This is a genomic window from Mesobacillus jeotgali, from assembly GCF_031759225.1.
Lineage (GTDB): Bacteria > Bacillota > Bacilli > Bacillales > Cytobacillaceae > Mesobacillus > Mesobacillus jeotgali_B.
Window position 1 is genome coordinate 2,733,485 of sequence record NZ_CP134494.1, and the last position, 19,758, is coordinate 2,753,242.

23 protein-coding genes are annotated in these 19,758 nt (G+C 40.8%); 10 read left to right on the forward strand and 13 right to left on the reverse strand.

Annotated elements, in window-relative coordinates; translation table 11 throughout:
* Positions 1–11: 11 nt before the first annotated feature.
* Positions 12–146: a YuzL family protein gene (locus RH061_RS13720; protein WP_311070934.1), complete on the reverse strand. Its 135-nt coding sequence runs from the start codon at positions 144–146 to the stop codon at positions 12–14.
* A gap of 101 nt (positions 147–247) precedes the next feature.
* Between RH061_RS13720 and RH061_RS13725 the strand changes: the two genes are divergently transcribed.
* From RH061_RS13725 to modB, 3 genes are all read left to right on the forward strand, one after another.
* Positions 248–499 carry a YkuS family protein gene (locus RH061_RS13725; protein ID WP_311070935.1) on the forward strand — a complete coding sequence of 84 codons (252 nt, stop codon included), beginning with the start codon at positions 248–250 and terminating at the stop codon, positions 497–499.
* 173 nt (positions 500–672) lie between these two features.
* Positions 673–1,455, forward strand: a complete 783-nt coding sequence (gene modA, locus RH061_RS13730; protein WP_396654810.1) for a molybdate ABC transporter substrate-binding protein — start codon at positions 673–675, stop codon at positions 1,453–1,455.
* Between the two features lie 6 nt (positions 1,456–1,461).
* The gene (gene modB / locus RH061_RS13735) at positions 1,462–2,118 is read left to right on the forward strand and encodes a molybdate ABC transporter permease subunit (RefSeq protein ID WP_311070938.1); all 657 of its coding nucleotides are present in this window, start codon (positions 1,462–1,464) and stop codon (positions 2,116–2,118) included.
* 151 nt (positions 2,119–2,269) lie between these two features.
* On the opposite strand, the gene RH061_RS13740 is transcribed toward modB, so the two are convergent.
* The 4 genes from RH061_RS13740 to RH061_RS13755 form a co-directional block, all read right to left on the reverse strand.
* Positions 2,270–2,923 carry a DUF4352 domain-containing protein gene (locus RH061_RS13740; RefSeq protein WP_311070939.1) on the reverse strand — a complete coding sequence of 218 codons (654 nt, stop codon included), beginning with the start codon at positions 2,921–2,923 and terminating at the stop codon, positions 2,270–2,272.
* 63 nt (positions 2,924–2,986) lie between these two features.
* On the reverse strand, positions 2,987–4,372 hold the full coding sequence (locus RH061_RS13745) for an alkaline phosphatase (protein WP_311070940.1): 1,386 nt from the start codon (positions 4,370–4,372) through the stop codon (positions 2,987–2,989).
* Between the two features lie 175 nt (positions 4,373–4,547).
* Positions 4,548–5,720, reverse strand: coding sequence for a D-alanyl-D-alanine carboxypeptidase family protein (locus RH061_RS13750; RefSeq protein ID WP_311070941.1), 1,173 nt, complete (start codon positions 5,718–5,720; stop codon positions 4,548–4,550).
* Between the two features lie 287 nt (positions 5,721–6,007).
* Complete coding sequence (locus RH061_RS13755; protein WP_311070942.1) at positions 6,008–7,201, reverse strand: DHH family phosphoesterase; 1,194 nt, start codon at positions 7,199–7,201, stop codon at positions 6,008–6,010.
* 141 nt (positions 7,202–7,342) lie between these two features.
* On the opposite strand from RH061_RS13755, the gene RH061_RS13760 reads away from it, so the two are divergent.
* The 4 genes from RH061_RS13760 (at position 7,343) to RH061_RS13775 (ending at position 11,978) form a co-directional block, all read left to right on the forward strand.
* Complete coding sequence (locus RH061_RS13760; RefSeq protein ID WP_311070943.1) at positions 7,343–7,792, forward strand: cupredoxin domain-containing protein; 450 nt, start codon at positions 7,343–7,345, stop codon at positions 7,790–7,792.
* A 318-nt stretch (positions 7,793–8,110) separates the two neighbouring features.
* The gene (gene pflB, locus RH061_RS13765) at positions 8,111–10,336 is read left to right on the forward strand and encodes a formate C-acetyltransferase (RefSeq protein ID WP_311070944.1); all 2,226 of its coding nucleotides are present in this window, start codon (positions 8,111–8,113) and stop codon (positions 10,334–10,336) included.
* 75 nt (positions 10,337–10,411) lie between these two features.
* A complete protein-coding gene (gene pflA / locus RH061_RS13770; protein WP_311070947.1) occupies positions 10,412–11,152 on the forward strand; it encodes a pyruvate formate-lyase-activating protein in 741 nt (246 codons plus the stop codon).
* 91 nt (positions 11,153–11,243) lie between these two features.
* A complete protein-coding gene (locus RH061_RS13775) occupies positions 11,244–11,978 on the forward strand; it encodes an urease accessory protein UreH domain-containing protein (RefSeq protein ID WP_311070948.1) in 735 nt (244 codons plus the stop codon).
* Between the two features lie 877 nt (positions 11,979–12,855).
* Here the strand turns inward: RH061_RS13775 and RH061_RS13780 are convergent.
* Entirely contained in the window at positions 12,856–13,173 is a 318-nt protein-coding gene (locus RH061_RS13780; protein ID WP_311070949.1) for a PHD finger domain-containing protein, read from the reverse strand.
* Positions 13,174–13,375: 202 nt separating this feature from the next.
* Here RH061_RS13780 and RH061_RS13785 point away from each other — a divergent pair, with 202 nt between their 5' ends.
* From RH061_RS13785 to abc-f, 3 genes are all read left to right on the forward strand, one after another.
* On the forward strand, positions 13,376–13,663 hold the full coding sequence (locus tag RH061_RS13785; RefSeq protein WP_311070950.1) for a hypothetical protein: 288 nt from the start codon (positions 13,376–13,378) through the stop codon (positions 13,661–13,663).
* Positions 13,664–13,685: 22 nt separating this feature from the next.
* On the forward strand, positions 13,686–14,456 hold the full coding sequence (yidC, locus tag RH061_RS13790; protein WP_311070951.1) for a membrane protein insertase YidC: 771 nt from the start codon (positions 13,686–13,688) through the stop codon (positions 14,454–14,456).
* Positions 14,457–14,844: 388 nt separating this feature from the next.
* Positions 14,845–16,566: a ribosomal protection-like ABC-F family protein gene (abc-f, locus tag RH061_RS13795; RefSeq protein WP_311070952.1), complete on the forward strand. Its 1,722-nt coding sequence runs from the start codon at positions 14,845–14,847 to the stop codon at positions 16,564–16,566.
* 82 nt (positions 16,567–16,648) lie between these two features.
* Here abc-f and RH061_RS13800 read toward each other — a convergent pair whose 3' ends face one another.
* From RH061_RS13800 to RH061_RS13830, 7 genes are all read right to left on the reverse strand, one after another.
* On the reverse strand, positions 16,649–16,996 hold the full coding sequence (locus tag RH061_RS13800; protein WP_311070954.1) for a fluoride efflux transporter FluC: 348 nt from the start codon (positions 16,994–16,996) through the stop codon (positions 16,649–16,651).
* On the reverse strand, positions 16,993–17,382 hold the full coding sequence (gene crcB, locus RH061_RS13805; protein ID WP_311070956.1) for a fluoride efflux transporter CrcB: 390 nt from the start codon (positions 17,380–17,382) through the stop codon (positions 16,993–16,995). The genes RH061_RS13800 and crcB overlap by 4 nt, the downstream gene beginning before the upstream one ends.
* 27 nt (positions 17,383–17,409) lie before the next feature.
* Complete coding sequence (locus RH061_RS13810) at positions 17,410–17,985, reverse strand: GNAT family N-acetyltransferase (protein ID WP_311070957.1); 576 nt, start codon at positions 17,983–17,985, stop codon at positions 17,410–17,412.
* Between the two features lie 133 nt (positions 17,986–18,118).
* Positions 18,119–18,325 (reverse strand): DUF6501 family protein, encoded by a 207-nt coding sequence (locus RH061_RS13815; RefSeq protein ID WP_311070959.1) that lies wholly within the window; start codon positions 18,323–18,325, stop codon positions 18,119–18,121.
* Between the two features lie 68 nt (positions 18,326–18,393).
* Positions 18,394–18,597 carry a hypothetical protein gene (locus RH061_RS13820; RefSeq protein ID WP_311070961.1) on the reverse strand — a complete coding sequence of 68 codons (204 nt, stop codon included), beginning with the start codon at positions 18,595–18,597 and terminating at the stop codon, positions 18,394–18,396.
* A gap of 104 nt (positions 18,598–18,701) precedes the next feature.
* Positions 18,702–19,370 carry an SOS response-associated peptidase gene (locus RH061_RS13825; protein ID WP_311070963.1) on the reverse strand — a complete coding sequence of 223 codons (669 nt, stop codon included), beginning with the start codon at positions 19,368–19,370 and terminating at the stop codon, positions 18,702–18,704.
* A gap of 105 nt (positions 19,371–19,475) precedes the next feature.
* A complete protein-coding gene (locus RH061_RS13830; protein WP_311070964.1) occupies positions 19,476–19,745 on the reverse strand; it encodes a hypothetical protein in 270 nt (89 codons plus the stop codon).
* Positions 19,746–19,758: the final 13 nt, after the last annotated feature.

The following is a 19,758-nucleotide window of genomic DNA, read 5'->3' on the forward strand; positions in this document are numbered from 1 at the left end:
ATTACATCCCGTTAACCTCTTTTTTGCTTTTTTCGTGCAGAAGATGCTGTTCGGCTGCCTGTCTCGCTTACCGTAGTGCCCTGCCCTTCAACCTGGGATGAATTCAATCCGATTGTTGAAGGATCCTTTTTTCTTTTATTGCTCATGTATACCCCTCCACTTACTAAAGTCTTCTTTAATATTGTCTTGCGAAAAGAATATTTTATACGGCTGGCGGACAACTTAGATTAGTGAGGAGGTGTTACTGATGGCAAGAATAGGTGTAGAGCAATCTCTTACAAACATTTCAGAAGCCTTGCGTGAAAGAGGGCATGATGTCGTCGAAATACGCTCAGAAGCTGATGCTCAAGGCTGTGACTATTGTGTTCTGACCGGGATGGACTCAAACGTCATGGGAATGCAGGATGTTTCAACACAAGGATCAGTCATTGAGGCGAACGGGTTATCCGCAGACGAGGTTTGCAGGCAGATTGATCAAAGAACTGGACAGAGTCAATAACAATTGCAAAACTGCCGATCTGGCAGTTTTTCTTTTTCCCCCTATATTCTTTTTTCCGCCCCCTTTTCATGATATTTTCACCAACTTGTGATATTTTCTCTATGTAGGATCTAGCTAATTTCGATATAATCAGTTATATCTATTGAATATGTTTAAAAAGGACGTTTGAAAGGATGTCAGGATTGAAGAAATTACATATTATTCTTTTCACCGCCTTGTCACTCTTCATTTCGGGCTGTTCGGCTGACAATGCAACAACCCAAACCGAATTGACCATCTCTGCCGCAGCAAGCCTCCGTGAAGTAATGGAAGAGACGGGACAGCTATATATGAAACAAAATCCGGGAATTAAGATAGTCTACAATTTTGGCGGGTCAGGTTCCCTGCAACAGCAAATCTCCCAGGGTGCCCCCGTGGATTTGTTTATCTCCGCAGCTGAAGATAAATTTGATTACTTATATTCCAAGAAGCTTTTACATCAAGAACATAGCGTAAGACTTTTAAAGAACGAACTTGTATTGATTACACAAAAAACTAGCAAAGGTATTACCTCAGCAGAATCCTTAACTGCCGACAACATTAAAAGGATTGCCATTGGCACTCCTGAATCTGTTCCTGCCGGCATGTATGGGAAACAAGCCCTGATTTCATTGCAATTATGGGATGACTTAGAGCAGAAAATCATACCCACTAAGGACGTCCGCCAGGTTCTTTCATACGTTGAAACAGAAAATGTTGATGCTGGCATTGTCTATAAGACAGACGCACTGATTTCCGATAAAGTAAGGATCATTCCTTTGGAGGGAAAAGAACTTCACGATCCTATTGTTTATCCAGTCGGTGTAGTTGCAGCAACTAAGCATCTTAATGAGTCTGTCGACTTTTTCAATTTCCTAAAAAGACAAGAAGCAATGGAAATTTTCAAAAAATATGGCTTTAAAGCAGCATTGGAATGATATTTTATGAGCACTGAGTTCTGGAGCCCCATTAAACTTTCGCTAGAGATTGCTTCTGTGTCGGTATTGTTTGTGTTTTTATTCGGCATATTCGCTGCAAGGTTTATGGCAAGGAGGCATTTCTTTGGTAAAACAGCTGTAGAAACGCTGTTAACATTGCCTTTAGTACTCCCTCCCACTGTGGTGGGATTTCTCTTGATTGTAATCTTTGGCATCAATAGCCCCATTGGAAGACTAATTGAATCTGTATTCGGCAGTCCCATTATTTTTAGCTGGTGGGCAGCTGTCATTGCTGCGTCTGTCGTAGCCTTTCCATTGATGTATCAATCAGCAAAGACTGGGTTCCTGTCAATAGATCCTGGAGCGGAGGAAGCTGCGAGAGTAGACGGAGCAAATGAGTGGAAGGTTTTTTTATATGTTACTCTTCCCCTTTCAGCAAAAACTTTAATCACCGGACTTATTTTAAGCTTTTCCAGAGCCCTCGGGGAATTTGGAGCTACCCTTATGTTTGCCGGCAATTTGCCCGGAAAGACCCAAACCGCCCCAACTGCAATCTATGTAGCGCTTGAGTCGGGAAACATGCAGTCGGCCTGGCTATGGGTAATTGCCATGATAATAATATCATTCATTATGCTTCTTTCTACTTCATTATTAAAACAATAACAATCCAAACCTGTAATTCCGTTAAAAAAAGCCATGGATGCTCCATGGCTTTCTGCATTCAATAAGACTATTATGTGGTCTGAACTTCTCGTTAGTTTGTAAAACCAAACTGACATCCAGTAAAACCCATGCCATGAAAAATATTAACCTTTTATTCAAAAGTTACAACAAGGTTAATGGGTTCCCCGATTTTCTTTTTATCTTTATCAACCAGGTCGCCTGAAAGGATTTCTACTTTTTCGAGGGTATCAAGCTCATCCACGATAAATCCAAGATTCCCTTGCTTCTCTTGTCCGGTTAAAATCTCACCATGTAATTCCTCCAGGTAAAAATCATCTTCCCATGTTTTATGAATTGTATCATTGATATTCACCATAGCCACCGGACCAAAATGATAGCTTTCACTGGAAAGATTTTTTACTTCCACGCCAATTTTAACAAAATCAAATTCTTCTTCATGTGTATACGGATGGAAGAAATCAATCAGGCTGTAATCAGGAATAAAGTGCAGCAACTTAACATCTTTAACTCGGTATTCAATTCCATCCAGATTGAATGTTTTATTGACTTCCTTCACTGCCTTAAGGGTTAATTCTCCTTTATCGTCAGTAAAAGAATCGCCTGGTTTTTTAAGTTCCCTGTCATCCGTTACTTGCGGATTAGGTACAAATACATCTGTATTTCTCTTTATTGGTTTCTCCGCAAAGGTTTCTGCAGTTATACTTTCCTTACTTGACTCCGCCTCGGCACATGAACAGCCTGTCAGCATTGAAACAGCCAATATTAATTGCAGGTATTTTTTCATATTGAAAACCCCTCTCAAGAAACTTCCCGCAGATCCAAGGTTTCTGCGGGAGTGGTTATTTCATTATTTCCTCTTGCCGTTAGCCAGAATATCAAAAATGTGTTTTGCATTGTCAGTATTGTCAATCTGTCCGTAGAAACGCTCTTTACCAGGTCCGAATGCGTATACGGGAACATCTTCACCAGTGTGGCCGCCTGTTGTCCAGCCAGTATTTGAACGTGTGTCAAAAATCTTCTCAATAGCGTTGTCAATGTCCCTTTCTTTACCTGCAGCAGCATCTTTTACAGATTGAATTTCTTCGACTGTCAGCGATGGAAGATCTTGAGATTCAAAATCAATATATTTCCTTAATGTTTCTTCTACATTAGCTCCTTTTGCAATTTCGGCAGCCATGAAGTCAGGCGTGCGTTTGGCGGCCTTAATTGGTGCACCGAACCAGTTGTAAATGCCGTTAGCACCAATTGAGTATCCGCCTGTTGAGTGATCAGCAGTCGCAACAACTAATGTGTGCTTGTCCTTTTTCGCGAATTCGATCGCTGCTTTGTATGCCATCTCGAAATCTTGCATTTCACTCATCGCAGCAACGATATCATTGTCATGGCCAGCCCAGTCAACCTGGCTGCCTTCTACCATCAGGAAGAAGCCATCCTTGTCTTTGTTCAAACGCTGAATTGCTGATTTTGTCATTTCCTCAAGGGATGGAGTTTCTTCATTGCGGTCGATCATCTTGTCCATACCACCAGGTGCAAAAAGTCCAAGTACCTTTTCGTTTTTGTTATCGAGCAACTCCTGCTTGTTCGTTACATAGCTATAACCATCTTTCTGGAATTCATTTGCAAGGTTTCTGTCTGGACGTTCAAAGTTGCTTAGCCCGCCGCCAAGCATGACATCGATTTTGTGCTCTCCATTAACCAATTCATCAAAGTAATCATCAGCAATACCATTCATGTTCTTGCGGGTTTCATCGTGCGCCCCAAAAGATGCAGGAGTTGCGTGTGTAATCTCGGAAGTCGCTACAAGGCCTGTTGCCTTTCCATTTTCCTTAGCAGCTTCAAGAACTGTCTTTACTTCAGAGCCGTCATTGTCAACAGCGATTGCTGCATTATACGTCTTGATTCCCGCAGACATTGCTGTTGCTGCGGAAGCAGAGTCAGTTACATTTTGTTCAGGGTCTTCAGGATAAGTCATTTGATTGCCAACAAGATATTTATCAAATTCAGTTTTTTCAGCTTCAGTTGTATTCGGGTCGTCCTTTAAGTAGCGGTATGCAGAAGTATAAGAAACTCCCATTCCATCACCGACTAGGAAAATGACATTTTTAATCTCTGCAGAATTATCTTTTTTTTCATTTTTGGCCTCAGCGTTGAACGTTCCCACTATACTGCCGAACGCTACAGTTGATAGAACCGCGAGCGGAAGAATCTTCTTTTTAAAGTTAGCTTTAATCATTTCAAGACCTCCAGATAAGTTGTTTACTACGCTCTCTACTATAATGGGACTCTATTAATCTCTTATTAACACACTGTAAAAATACTTTAATTCCTTGTAAAGCCTCTTTACAATCAAATTTTTTACTTTTATGGGAAAAAACTTCAGATTCAGGAAAATAAAAAAGCAGGCTAAATCACCTGCTTCGGAATCTTCTGTTCTTTTTTTGTTTTCGATTTATTACCCACACTCCAGCTGCCGCCACTAGTACCAATGCTCCCAATATCGTATTGACAGAAAGCAATCCACTTTGCTCAGGTTTTGGCGAAGCCTCCTTCTTTACTTCAGGTTTTTTTCCAATCAATGGTTTAAGCTCAATGGATTGAATGATTTCTCCATCCTTATTCTCGATCTTCAAAATTCCGTCTTTTTCGACCACTCTCTTGCCATCTTCTATTGGTTCAGTCACAAAGAGGTCCTCGCCAGCTTTGAACTTCAAATCACCAGCTGCAAAGGTTTCCCCTTTCTTGATTTGAGAGGAATTAAAACCAGCGAAACCATAGTCGAAAAGCTTGATGGTGTCTTCATAAATTTTTCGTTTATATTCCGATTTCAGCAATATGGCCGTCAATTTCAAATTGCCGTTATCTGCCGTGGTTGCAAGCGTTTGCTTCGATTGGTCCACAAAACCTGTTTTTCCACCAGTTACAGCTTCATAAGGAATTTCACCTTTAAGCATACGATGATGGGAAAGTATCGTAGTATCCCACGATTCTCCATCCCATTCCAATTGTTTAGTGCCAAAGATCTCCCTGAAATCAGGGTTATTCATTGCATAGTTTAGGATCATGCCAAGGTCCTTGGCTGTTGTATAATGATTTTCATCGAATAGACCATGTGGGTTGACGAAATGTGTGTCTTCCACACCAATATGGGTCTCCAAAAACTTATTTATGTTCTTTGAGTAGCTCTCCATTGAATCGTCCAAATGAATAGCGATTGCCAATGCAGCATCATTGCCTGAATTAATGAGCATTCCCTGAACCAGTTTCCTTAAAGGCACTTGCTCTCCAGGATTGAGATAAACCCTTGTACCATCGATATTCTCAATCTCCTTACTAACAACGACTAACTCATCAAGGTCACCTGATTCTATTGCATAAATGGCGGTTGCAATCTTTGTCAGGCTCGCAGGATACATTTTTGCTTCTTCATTTTTCCCAAATAAAATCGCACCTGATTCCGTGTCCATTAAGACAGCAGCTTCAGAAGTCAAAATGGGATCTTCTTCTCCTTCTGCTGCCACTAAATCAACAGAAGAATAGATTATTATTAATAACAACATAAACAGGCCAAAAACATTCTTCATCCTACCACATCCAGTGTCTAATCTCTTCACCCATTTTAACAGAAATCTGTCGAAAGTTGTCTAGTGTTATTGTTTTTTAATCAAACTGGAATAATCTGAAAAGATTGTAAACTTTAAACGAACCTTTTTATAAGGAATGCTGAAAATCAGTTCTTTTAGTTGATTCCCGATAATGGAACAATCCTAACTTATTACCATCCAACTTTACACAAAAACAGGCCACCAATAAATTTCATCGGTGACCTACATTTAAATAATTGACTATGATTTTGGCACCCTAGTCTGCTTCAATTCCTTCCGTTAAAAACGATATTTTCTAAATAGGAGATATAAACTTCATCCCTTGCAAGGGCTGCTCCGTACTCTCTTTTCAAAAAGCGGTCAGCTGATTCAAAACTGTCGAAAGGTCCATGCCGCTCTTTACTTTCCAACTGAACAAAATAACTGGTTCCATCAGTATAAATCAAGAAAAATTCCCGGTCACGATTTTCATAGAGGCAGCCCTTTTTCGAATCCTTTACATTATAAGTATTTCTAAAGGCATCCGGCTTGATCGGATCCAGCGGAAAAGCTTGTTCAATATAGCGGTTATAGGCTTCCTTATTCATTGAACAACCAGAAGCTTTGGCATGTCCGCCTCCGCCAAACTCCCCTGCGACAGCAGAAACATCTACGTCATCATGGATGGTTCTGAAGCTTATTTTCTTTCCGCCCAAATTCAAAATCGCTATATAATCCAAATGTGGATATTCCTTTCCAAGCTCATTCCCTAATTCTGAATGATAGGATTCAGCATGAACCACTCCGCCATATAACCCATCTGTTTCGATCTGGATGATTTCCCGTTTTTTCCTCCTGATATATCGTTCGATTTTGTCTTCTTCCATTTCCAGTAGTTTTTTTTCAAAATCATCATATTCAAATGTATCGCCTGATGTCAGACGGGGGACCATCCGCTCTTCAAACTCTTCAATCGAAACCATAAAAAACAGGTCGTTTAAATTTTTAGCTTTGTAGTTCTTCAGAATATCCCAGTCCCAGGTATCATATTGTCTGACAAGCTCAACAAACTCATCAAGCGCACCATTCCTGGCCAAATGGTTTCCTTGGACTAAGTAGTCATATACAAGTGATGCCGCGCTTGTCAGTGTCCCCGATTCATCTTCTACTTTTACAATGCCCCAGCTATTTTCATTGAAATGCAATGCTGTTTTATGATGGTCAATCAGTTTTGCCTTTCCCCCATCATTTACGAACTGATTTATTTTTTCTGCCACATCATGGTTGACAGATAAATCTGTTATGTACAAGTGGTCTTCCTTTTTCATGCGGTCATTCATTCTTTCAAAATATTTCTCAACCTGAAAATTTAGCCCCGAAACAGAGTTATAACGAATATCTGCTTTTTCACCGAATGCAAGCCTGAAAAGGATCCCGCAGGCCACACCATCTAAGTCATTATGCGTAAATAAACGGTACATACTTTCCTCCTTGTTTTCTATCTAATCTATAGTTTGTTGTTGCCCTGTTAATCTATACAAGCGATATTCAAAAAAAATTAGACAAGTTCAGCTAGGGGACGAGCATAGATATTTAAAGAGGATATTAAGGAGGTGAAAACAATGCATTTCTTTGTGTTAAAAAGAAGAACATTATACTTTATTGCACTAATCGCTTTTATTGCCATCGTCGGATCTATTTGGTTGAGCCTAAAGCCTGATGCCACCCCGGCAATAGGCGGCCAGAATGAGCAGATCCGGGAAATCCACATGGTGACCGGCGAGTTTAAGTCCACTATGGAAGATGGAAAAGAAATTGAAGCATACAGATGGGATCCAGGTACAATCTTTTTGGAAAAAGGTGAAAAGGTTAGTTTGAAAATACTTGGAGTCAACGGAAAGGAACACCCTTTCATTATAGAAGGAACCGATATTAAAGGGGTAGTAAAAAAAGGGAAAGAAACTGTAGTGCCCTTACAGTTTGATAAAGAAGGAACGTACAGGCTGATTTGCCTTACACATCCGTCAGCAGAACATAATGGACCGATGATCGCCTATATCGTCGTCGATTAAGCTCTTTTAAGAACAGGATATTTCATCCTGTTTTTTCTTTTGCTGTAATTGACACAAAACATACATAACACTATAAACACAGTGTAAAATTTCCTGATAGAATTATATATATAAAGGGATTCTTATATAACAGAACTGAATTCCTCTCATCCAATTATAATACAGATTTTTATTTCACTTGAAAAATTTCACTTGAATCCAGATAAATATTACTTTGTTCATATTTTCACAAATATGTCACACTCAAACTGTTATATCCGTAGTATGATTAAAGTGTAGCAACTGTTATATAAACATCTATTTTAGAGGTGAACTTAAATGGAACAATGGAAAGGCTTTAAAAATGGTGCTTGGCAGGAAGAAATCAATGTTAGGGACTTCATCTTAAGAAACTTCTCTGAATATACTGGTGATTCCAGCTTCCTTGAAGGGGCAACTGAAGAAACACTTCAATTATGGCAGCAGGTAATGGAATTAACAAAGCAGGAACGTGACAATGGCGGTGTCCTTGATATGGATACCAAGGTTGTATCGACGATCACTTCCCACGGGCCAGGATATCTTGATAAATCAAAAGAAAAGGTTGTAGGTTTCCAGACTGACCAGCCATTCAAACGCTCTATGCAGCCATTCGGCGGCATTCGCATGGCTAAGGCCGCTTGTGAAGCATATGGTTTTGAATTGGATAAGGAAGTCGAAAAGATCTTTACTGATTTCCGTAAGACGCATAACCAGGGTGTTTTCGACGTCTATACAAAGGAGATGCTTCAGGCTCGTAAGGCCGGTATCATTACTGGCTTGCCAGATGCATATGGCCGCGGCCGCATCATCGGTGACTACCGTCGTGTTGCTCTTTATGGTGTTGACTTCCTGATGGAGCAAAAGAAGAAAGATCATGGAATGACTAGTAATGTCATGACTGAGGACACCATGCGCCTGAGAGAAGAAATCTCTGAGCAATACCGTTCATTGAATGAATTGAAGCAGCTTGCTCAGAGCTATGGCTATGATATTTCCAAGCCAGCATCCAATGCAACAGAAGCTTTCCAATGGGTCTACTTCGCATACCTTGCAGCAATCAAAGAACAGAATGGCGCAGCGATGAGCCTTGGACGCGTGGCAACATTCCTGGACATCTATATTGAACGCGACCTTCAAAATGGCACACTTACTGAAAAAGAAGCACAGGAAATTGTTGACCACTTTGTCATGAAACTTCGCCTGGTGAAATTCGCACGTACACCTGATTACAACGAGTTATTCAGCGGTGACCCTACCTGGGTAACAGAATCAATCGGCGGTATGGCACATACCGGACAATCACTTGTTACGAAGAACTCTTTCCGTTTCCTTCATACACTTGATAATCTCGGTCCTGCACCAGAACCAAACCTGACAGTGTTATGGTCACCTGCCCTGCCTGAGAATTTCAAGAAGTATTGTGCTGAGATGTCCATCAAAACAAGCTCAATCCAGTATGAAAATGACGATTTGATGCGCTGTGAATATGGAGATGACTATGGTATTGCATGCTGCGTGTCAGCGATGGAAATCGGAAAGCAGATGCAATTCTTCGGAGCACGTGCAAACCTGGCAAAGGCATTGCTCTATGCAATCAATGGCGGTGTTGATGAAAAACTCAAGGTCCAAGTGGCTCCAGCATTTAGCCCGATCACTTCCGATGTACTTGACTATAAAGAAGTAATGGCAAAATTCGATAATGTAATGGAATGGCTTGCTGGCCTTTACATCAACACACTCAATGTCATCCACTACATGCATGATAAATACAGCTACGAAAGAATCGAAATGGCGCTGCATGACACTGAAGTCCTTCGCACCATGGCAACTGGAATCGCAGGCCTAAGCGTAGTGGCGGATTCATTGAGCGCTATCAAGCATGCCAAGGTAAAAGTAATCCGTGACGAAAACGGCATTGCCGTTGATTTTGAAACTGAAGGCGATTTCCCTAAGTATGGAAACAATGATGATCGTGTTGACTGCATCGCTGTTGAACTCGTGAAAAACTTCATGACAAAACTGCGGAAGCATCCGACGTATCGCAATTCTGTTCATACAATGTCAATCTTAACGATTACTTCAAACGTCGTTTATGGCAAAAAGACTGGCAATACACCAGATGGTCGCCGCGCTGGAGAACCATTCGCGCCAGGTGCTAACCCAATGCACGGCCGTGATACAAAGGGAACACTTGCTTCCCTGTCATCTGTAGCAAAACTGCCATACAGCTATGCAATGGACGGCATTTCAAATACTTTCTCCATCGTGCCAAAGGCGCTTGGAAAAGATGAAGACAGCCGTACAAATAACCTTGTATCCATCCTTGACGGTTATGCGATCAAAGAAGGACATCACTTAAACGTCAACGTCTTTAACAGAGAAACTCTGTTGAACGCTATGGAGCATCCTGAAGAATATCCGCAGCTGACAATTCGTGTATCTGGATATGCAGTAAACTTCATCAAGCTTACACGTGAGCAGCAGATGGATGTCATTAACCGTACGTTCCACGAAACAATGTAAATAAAATTTTTGTACAGAAACAGGAGTTCCCTCCCCTGTGGCGGAAACTCCTGTTTTAAGAAAGGAGAAATCATCATGATCGGAAACATTCATTCAATTGAAACCTTCGGAACCGTAGACGGACCTGGGATTCGCTATGTCATCTTTACACAGGGGTGCCTCCTGCGCTGTCAATTTTGCCATAACGCAGACACCTGGGAGATCGGCACGGGCAAACAGATGTCTGTTTCCGAAATCATCGATGATTTAAAAGCCTACCTGCCTTTCATTGATGCATCAGGCGGCGGCATCACTGTGAGCGGCGGTGAACCGCTCTTACAGATTCCTTTCATTACAGAACTATTCAAGGAATGCAAAAAGCTCGGAGTGCACACTACAATTGATTCTTCTGGAGGTTGTTACTCAACCGCTCCCCTTTTTCAGGAGCAGCTGGCAGAGCTTTTGAATTACACTGACCTGATCCTATTAGATTTAAAACATATCAATAGGAAAAAACATATCAAACTGACAGGTATGGCAAATGATCATATATTGGATTTCGCCCGCTTTTTATCTGATCATCAAGTACCAATTTGGGTTCGCCATGTACTCGTCCCCGGGGTCACAAATGAAATTGAGGACCTTACCAAATTAGGCGAGTTTATTGGCACCCTGCAGAATGTTCGAAAGCTTGAAGTCTTGCCTTATCATAAGCTTGGTGTTTATAAATGGGAAGCATTAGGCCTCGAGTATCCACTTAAAGATGTCGAACCTCCATCAGATGATGAAGTAGATAATGCCTATAAGCTACTGACAGCCCATATAGCAATGAATTAACAGCAGGAGGAATGCCTGCTGTTTTTTTCTGCATACTATTTTGATATTTTTTTAGTATCATGGTGTTAATAGTGTTTAGTGGAGGAATTGTATGTATCAACTCTTTTCGGAAATCAGCAACTGGTTGAGTGGCCCTTTTTTCACGCTTGTGAATCAGACTGAGCAAATTCCCTTATTGGCTAGCTTCCTGTTAGGGCTTGTCGGCGCACTTGCCCCATGCCAGCTGACAGGAAATATTGGTGCTATTACCTACTATGGCAATAGGAGCTTGCAATCAAAAAGCCAATGGGTCGAGATTTTCTATTTCCTGCTAGGTAAAATTTTGGTCTTTACACTGCTGGGCCTTGCAGTCTGGCTGGTCGGACAAAGCTTCCAGCAAGTTTTGCCAGAGTTCTTCTCCGGGTTCCGTAAATTGATGGGTCCCCTATTCATCCTGATTGGCCTGTCACTAATTGGACTATTCGCATTTAATTGGATTACTCGTTTGACTTCCGTTCTGCCGCAGTGGACAGGAAGCGGGAAAACAGGCTCGTTTTTAATGGGGGTAAGCTTTTCCATCGCATTTTGTCCTACAATGTTTTCCTTATTCTTTTTTACCCTTATGCCAATCGTTTTGAATACTTCCTACGGTGCTGTGCTGCCTTCTGTTTTTGCCATTGGTACTACGATCCCATTGATTATCTTTGCGGCAATCATCTCCTACATCGGGCTGAACGGTTCGTTGATGAAAAAAGGCCGCAAGCTAGGATCAATTGTACAGAGATTTGCAGGATTCCTTTTAATAGTCGTTGGAATTTTTGATACGGTCACTTACTGGGGAATGTAAGTTTATATACGATACCAGTGGGGGTTTCTTGACAGCTTTACCTCCTTTTCCTGAAAAGCTGTCACAATAACAGGGTTTTCTTGACAGCTTTGCCTTCATATCCTGAAAAGCTGTCACAATAACGAGCTTTTCTTGACAGCTTTGCCTTCATATCCTGAAAAGCTGTCACAATAACGAGCTTTTCTTGACAGCTTTGCCTTCATATCCTGAAAAGCTGTCACAATAACGAGCTTTTCTTGACAGCTTTTGCCACTTCTACTTAAAAGCTGTCACAATAACCGGATTTTCTTGACAGCCTTGGCCCCTTCTACTTAAAAGCTGTCACAATAACCGGATTTTCTTGACAGCTCTGGCCCCTTCCCCTAAAAAACTGTCACAATAACCGAGCTTTTCTTGACAGCTTTGCCTTCATATTCTGGAAAGCTGTCACAATAACGAGCTTTTCTTGACAGCTTTGCCCTCATATTCTGGAAAGCTGTCACAATAACCGGATTTTCTTGACAGCTTTGGCCCCTTCTACTTAAAAGCTGTCACAATAACCAGATTTTCTTGACAGCTTTGCCTTCATATTCTGGAAAGCTGTCACAATAACAAGCTTTTCTTGACAGCTTTGCCCTCATATTCTGGAAAGCTGTCACAATAACCGGATTTTCTTGACAGCTTTGCCCTCATATTCTGGAAAGCTGTCACAATAACCGGATTTTCTTGACAGCTTTTCCTCCATATCCTGAAAAGCTGTCACAATAACGGAATTTTCTTGACAGCTTTGCCCCCATATCCTGGAAAGCTGTCTAAATGCATGCATACTTAATCAAAAAGCCATGAACCTCTAGTTCATGGCGCAGAATTTATCCAACCTTGAGTCAGCCATACAGCTTTATGCTATATTCATATTTTCCTTATATCCCGGTTCGCAGTTGATGCACACAGCTTCGTCGTAATCATCGGTGTTGACATCCTCCGGGTTATATTCGATCCCACATAGTGCGCATTCTACCATTTCTTCCTCTGCATAGTCTGCTGCTTCTGGAATTCCATCATTGACCTGGATTTCTCCCACCCACACACCGCTGATCGTGGACATTTCATTTACAATATATTCATTTGCTGCCTCTTCGGTTTCCCATACTCCGTGATCCCAGAGCATCTCATCAGCATCTCCTGAATTGATCATTAATCCATATACTCTTTTCATAATCGCTACCCCTTTCGAATAGGCGCTGTTTATATTGAATATTTGTTCTATATACTTAACCTCTTTTTTTCAATTTGAAACCAGTTCAATATTTACAATTTCTAGGAAACGAAACTTTTCATTTCCTTTAATCGTATATTGATAATAGGTGATTGTTCAAATATACTTGATTAATGAGTCAAAAAGTGAAAGAGGTGATGGCATGCTGCTTGAATTATATGCACAATCCGTGGATGCAACAGCGGTTTATAGTGTTTATTTGACCTTGTTAATAAGCATGTCGATGTCCGCCCTGTGGATGTTCAGTAACCCTTCATTTATAGACTCGTATATTTTACAAATCAAATTGAAGTCATCTGATTATGATGCAGCTTTTAAAAACAAAGCTGATCTCCTAACAAGATTTCAACTTCGTATCCTTAAACGAATAAGAATAAAGATTGATCCCGGTGATGAAGACAGCCATTTTTCTCCTTTAGTTAATTACTAATTTATACTCTAGGAGGAGAATAATGAAAAAGCTTTACACCATGATTTTTGTTCTATTTATACCAATTCTATTAACTGGCTGCCAGGCTATGACCAGCGAAGGTTCCTTTTTTCAGACAACATTTGTTAATCCATTCACGTGGCTGATTCAGCTTTTTGCAGGGCTGACCGGTGGAAGTTACGGGCTCGCCATCATCATGATCACCTTGTTGATCAGACTGGTATTAATGCCGCTAATGTTAAAACAATATAAAAACCAGCAGAACATGAAAGAAAAAATGGAAATCGTGAAGCCAGAAATGGATGAAATCCAGAAGAAGCTAAAAGGAACCAAAGATCCTGCGGAGCAGCGGAAGCTACAGCAGGAAATGATGGGACTCTATCAAAAGCATGGAGTGAATCCACTTTCAGTCGGATGTCTGCCTATGCTGATCCAGATGCCTATTTTAATGGGTCTTTATTATGCAATAAGTAGTTCTGCAGAAATTGCCAGCCATTCATTCCTGTGGTTTAACCTCGGACATTCGGATTTATGGATTACCGCAGCAGCTGGCGTGATCTACTTCCTTCAGTCCAAGGTTAGCATGATGAACATGACACCAGAACAGCAGAAACAAATGAAGATCATGGGGATGCTGTCACCGATCATGATTGTCATGTTCTCGCTGAACGCCCCCTCTGCCCTTCCGCTTTACTGGACAATCGGGGGAATATTCCTGATTATCCAAACTTTATTGGCGAGGAGAATTTATCAAACAAAAGATACTTCTGTAAAAGTTGAACAACAAGTATAAGCAATCCGCCTGGTATTCATGCCAGGCTTTTTTTATGGAATATTGTGGTTGACACTCAACTTTTCATCAAGTTATACTGTGTATTAACGATACTCGAAGGGAATGGTAAAGAGCCGATGAAATACTAATCTTATTTTCTGCCCGATTTTTCAATATGAAAAACGTGTTGCCCGGAAATAGGATTAGTCTGCCCTTTTAGCCATTCCAAGTCGATTTATAGCCTGATTAAAGCATATTGCCTTTTGGCATTTCTATGCTTGTTTTGTGGCGCTTGAATCAATTGTGATTGCCATTGCAGAACCTTCCGGGAAAACACCTGGGAGGTTTTTTTGATGGAGAAAATACTCACCTTCATTCAGTAGTCACAAAACGAAAGGTGGAATTTTTTATGACGATCATGAAAATAAGAGGTATTCAAAAGAGCTTTGATGAGAAGCAAATACTGAAAAATGCTGAATTAGATATAAAAAAAGACAGCAGAATTGGCCTTGTGGGCAACAATGGTGCTGGTAAGACTACTTTGGCAAATATCATTAATGGTAGTCTGACCCCTGATCAAGGGAGGATCGAAACTTTTAACAGAAGCCTGAATATCGGTTATCTTAAACAATCAACTGAATATGCCATTCATGAATTGGGAGATCGCTATTCTCTTACAGACGGAAATCTCTTTCAGCTTTCAAGCCGGTTAGGACTTAACAAGGAAATTGATTTGGCAAATCCTGATTGGGGCAAGTTAAGCGGCGGTGAAAAGTTGAAAATATCACTCGCGGGTGTTTGGGCAAGCAAGCCGGAACTGCTCATATTGGATGAGCCGACAAACCACTTGGACTTGCAGGGCGTAGAGTGGCTGATTGACGAATTGAAGATTTTTAAAGGCGCCGTGATCATCATTTCACATGATCGGTATTTCCTCGACCGGACGGTCACAGAAATTATCGAAATTGAGGATGGTGCAACCAGCTTATATAAAGGTAACTACACTTCTTACCGCAAGGAAAAAGAGAGATTGTATGAGATCCAGCTTCATCAATACGAAATTCAGCAAAAACATAAGCAACAAATTGAACAGCAAATGGCTAATCTTAAAAACTGGTCAGAAAAGGCTCATAGGGATTCGACGAAACAAGGTTCTGCTTCCGAAAGAAGGCAAATCGGATATAAGGAATACCATCGGATGAAGGCAAAGAAGATGGACAATCAAATTAAATCTAAGATGAAACGTCTGAATCAAGAGCTTGAAAAGAATGAGGTAAAACAACCCAAGGAAGAGGCTAAGGTCCGCTTCGAATTTCAGGATGGGCGAAAAAAAGGGAAACGGATTTTAGAAGCCCGAAAGCTGTCAAAGTCCTTTGGCAGCCGTTGTTTGTTTAAAGAAAGCCATTTTTATATGAACCATGGAGAAAGAATGGCCCTTCTAGGTAAAAACGGCAGCGGGAAATCTACGCTGATCAAGATATTGATTGGTGAAGAAAAAACAACATCCGGTGAGGTATGGGTGAGCGAGACATTAAAAATCGGATATCTTAGCCAGGATGTTTCAGACCTCCCCCCAAATAAAACGGCACTTGAGTATACTGGACTTTCAAATAGGGAGTCGATTGGCAGAGCGAGGACCATATTTGCCAATATGGGTCTCAAAGAAGAAAAGCTTATCGTACCTTTAAGCCACTTGAGTCTTGGTGAGAGGACGAGAGTGAAGCTTGTAATGATGCTGTTGGCTGAAATCGATTTGCTGATTCTGGATGAACCGACAAATCACCTCGACCTTGCCAGCAGGGAAAGTCTCGAAAAAACACTATTGAATTTTCATGGTTCGATCCTGGTGGTCTCCCATGATGTTTATTTTCAAGAGAAAATCAGTGACAAAATTTTATGGATCGATAACGGAAAGATCAGCAGAAAAGAATTCGGCATGAAAGAGTTGAACAGCCAAAATTCTTTGCCTAATCCAGAAAATAAGGACAAAACAGAGGAATTGATGGTACTCCAAAATGAAATCAACGCCACTATTGGCAGGCTGTCCTTCATGTCCAAAGATGAACCTGGATATGAGCAACTCGACAAGCTCCTATCAGAGCTTTTGAAGAAAAAGAGAGAATTACAATAAAACCTAAAGAAAAAACACCATTATACACTGCACCGAAATTGTTAGCCACTGAACTAACATGATGGTGCAGTATAAAATGGTGTTATATTTTGCCCAAAAATAAACCTGCTGCTGCACAGATAAGGCCACCGATATAAGTACTGATCACATAGACCACAACAGGTTTACTTTGTTTGTTGTTAATCAACTTGACTAAGTCAACATTGAGAGTTGAAAAAGTAGTGAATGCTCCCATATAGCCTGTGGCTGCGAAAAGATAAAGGTTCCCATGGATTCCTTGACCGACAATCCATCCAAGCAAAAATGATCCCAGTAGGTTCACAGAGAGCGTTGCTGCCGGCAAAAACGTTTGAGGCATTATTTTTTGAACTCCGAACCTCGAGAGAGCTCCTGCCATTCCTCCTAAAGCTACCATTACAAGTCCATTCATTTTCCAGCCTCCCTGCCAGGTTCTGCACCAAGTTTATAGCCTGCTGCAGCTAGGAGCAAACCACCAACAGCACTAAGAAGCACATAGAATACTGCTAACCCTATGCTGCCTTTCTCAATCATTAACAAGGTTTCTAAACTGAAGGTTGAAAAAGTGGTGAATGATCCTGTTAACCCCGTACCTATGGTTGCCATCAGCACAGGATTCAATTTGCTTCTTTCTACGATACGGGCTGTGAACCAACCTAAGAACAACGAGCCAGCAAGATTCGCAATTAGCGTGCCCATGGGAAAGCCAATATTTAAAATATTATTTGTACTTAGACTGACCAAGTATCGCAAGAGGCTGCCTAACATTCCCCCAAGCCCTACTCCTAAATATACCAAAGAAATAACCTTCCTTTTGCTACTATTTCACTTCAATTTTTCTTGTAATCCTTTTTTAATCCTTGGCCATTCTTCTTTCAGAATGCTAAAGATGACGGTATCCCTTACATAGCCATCAGCAATAATTCGATGTTTGCGCAGCACCCCTTCTCTTTCTACACCGAGACGGGCAATGGCTGCCTGGGAGCGAACATTCCTCGAGTCAGTACAAAACTGCACCCTGTTTACTCCCTTTTTTTCAAAAGCATGTTGAAGGAGAAGGAATTTACATTCTGTATTCACCCTTGTTCTCCAATAATCCGGACTGTACCAGGTCCATCCTATTTCAAGTGATTTATGTGCTTCTGAAATATCCAGGAATCTTGTGCTTCCAACTATTTTCCCCGTTTTCTTGTCAAAAACGGTAAATGGAATTTGCGTTCCTTTCTCCCTCTCTGCTATTGCCGTTTCAATGACCGTTTTCATTTCGGCCTTACTTCTGACCTTTGAAGATGTAAATTCCCAAATTGACTGATGATGACCAGCTTCCCATAAACCATCAAGATGACTTTTTTCCATTGGCAACAGTTTTACTGTATTACCTTCCAGCATGATTTTTTCCATCTTCCCATCTCCCGTTTGGTCGTATATCCATTTATCATACCACCAGGGAACATAGTCTGGGAATTACTTCTATGAAATAGAATGCTGGCCAATCGAAAAAGCAGGCCGCACGATTTCAGTGCAGCCTGCTAACTTATTTTACCTCTTCAAAATAATCTTTGTAATAACCGCCAACTCTGCCGGAATTATCTACTATGAAATAAAATTCCTCCGTCTCGTTTTTGACATCATATACCTTTCCAGATGTCAGCTTGTCATTTACAATGTATTTCTTTGCATCTGTGTGAACGCATTTCAGTTTCTTAATTGTTTCGCGCTCGTGCCAGTTGGTGTGGATCATCTTCTGCACTTCCTTTAACTAATTTCTTATACTATAGTATAAAGAATAGATGATCCATTAGGCAACAGTTAGCTGGCATTCGCTTCTTCCCCTGCTATTTTCAGAGCACGCACTTCTGATTGATCAAATGTCATTGTTTCACCAGTAATTACATTCTTCAAAGTTATATAACAAACATCACATATTACATCTTTTCGAATATATTGTAAAAAAGAAAAACGTTCATTCTTGTAAATCAGCTCATAAAATCCTGTTTTAGTAAATCCATTCATGTTAACCCCTCTTTCCAGGATGTTTTCATCTTGGTGTTTGGCTGTGTCTTTCTATACCACCATCAAGACTTGTATTAAACATCGAAGGGTTAAAGAGTTTTTTTTTACAAGCTGTTTATTGGAGCAATCAATTCCTTTCCTTCATTATTAGCCGAATTTATTGCGGTGGAAACTGAGTAAAATTCCATGAAGTCAGCCTTGTATGGCACCAACAGCTCTTTTAGCTTATCTGTTTGATCCATAGAAGAATCAAGCCAGAGACCAAGCTTGTCTTCAGGAAGAATCACAGGCATTCTGTCATGAACTTTTTCGGTGACTTCATTTGGACTGGTCGTGATAATCGTACAGGAAGTAATCTCCTTCCCGTCCTTATTCCAGTTTTCCCACAGCCCTGCTAAAGCAAAGGGCTTTTTATTTTTCATCCCAAAACGGTATGGCTGCTTTTGTTTCCCTTCTTTTTTCCATTCATAAAAACCATCAGTAAGGATGAGGCAGCGCCTTTGTTTAAGTGCATGCTTGAAGCTCGCTTTTTCATCGACTGTCTCAGCACGCGCATTGATCATTTTGTAGCCGATTTTTTCATCGTCCGCCCAGAAGGGAATCAATCCCCACCTCATCCTGGTCCCTGTTCTGCCTTCTCCATTACCAATCACCGTCAGGATGTCCTGTCCAGGAGCGATATTGTACCTGGCATCAAGTTCCTCCGGAAAATCGAATTGAAATTGTTCTTTTAAACTATTTATGTCCTCAAACAATGAAAACCTTCCGCACATTTTGCTTCCTCCCTCAGTTTTGTACTATTTTTCCCGTCGTGTTATGGATGTAACATCTTCTTGTGTAAAAAAATAAGCCAGGCTTTTTGTTGAGCCAGGCTTAATCTATATCTTTTCTGCATCTAAATGCTTTTTCATTTTTGCCCTAAGAGCAATATTTGCTGCAACCAGAAATGGTATGATCGACGCAATCGTAAAACCCAGCGCATATCCCGATATACTTTCATTCAAAACTCTATCGTTAATGCTAAAACCTAAAAAGGTTATCCCGATGCCATCCCCATCCACATGGTCAATGACCGACCATAGCTCAATTCCTTTAAACAAGAATAGAACACTTATGGCCGACAGCATTAAAACCCAAAGCCATTTCATAAGACCATACCCC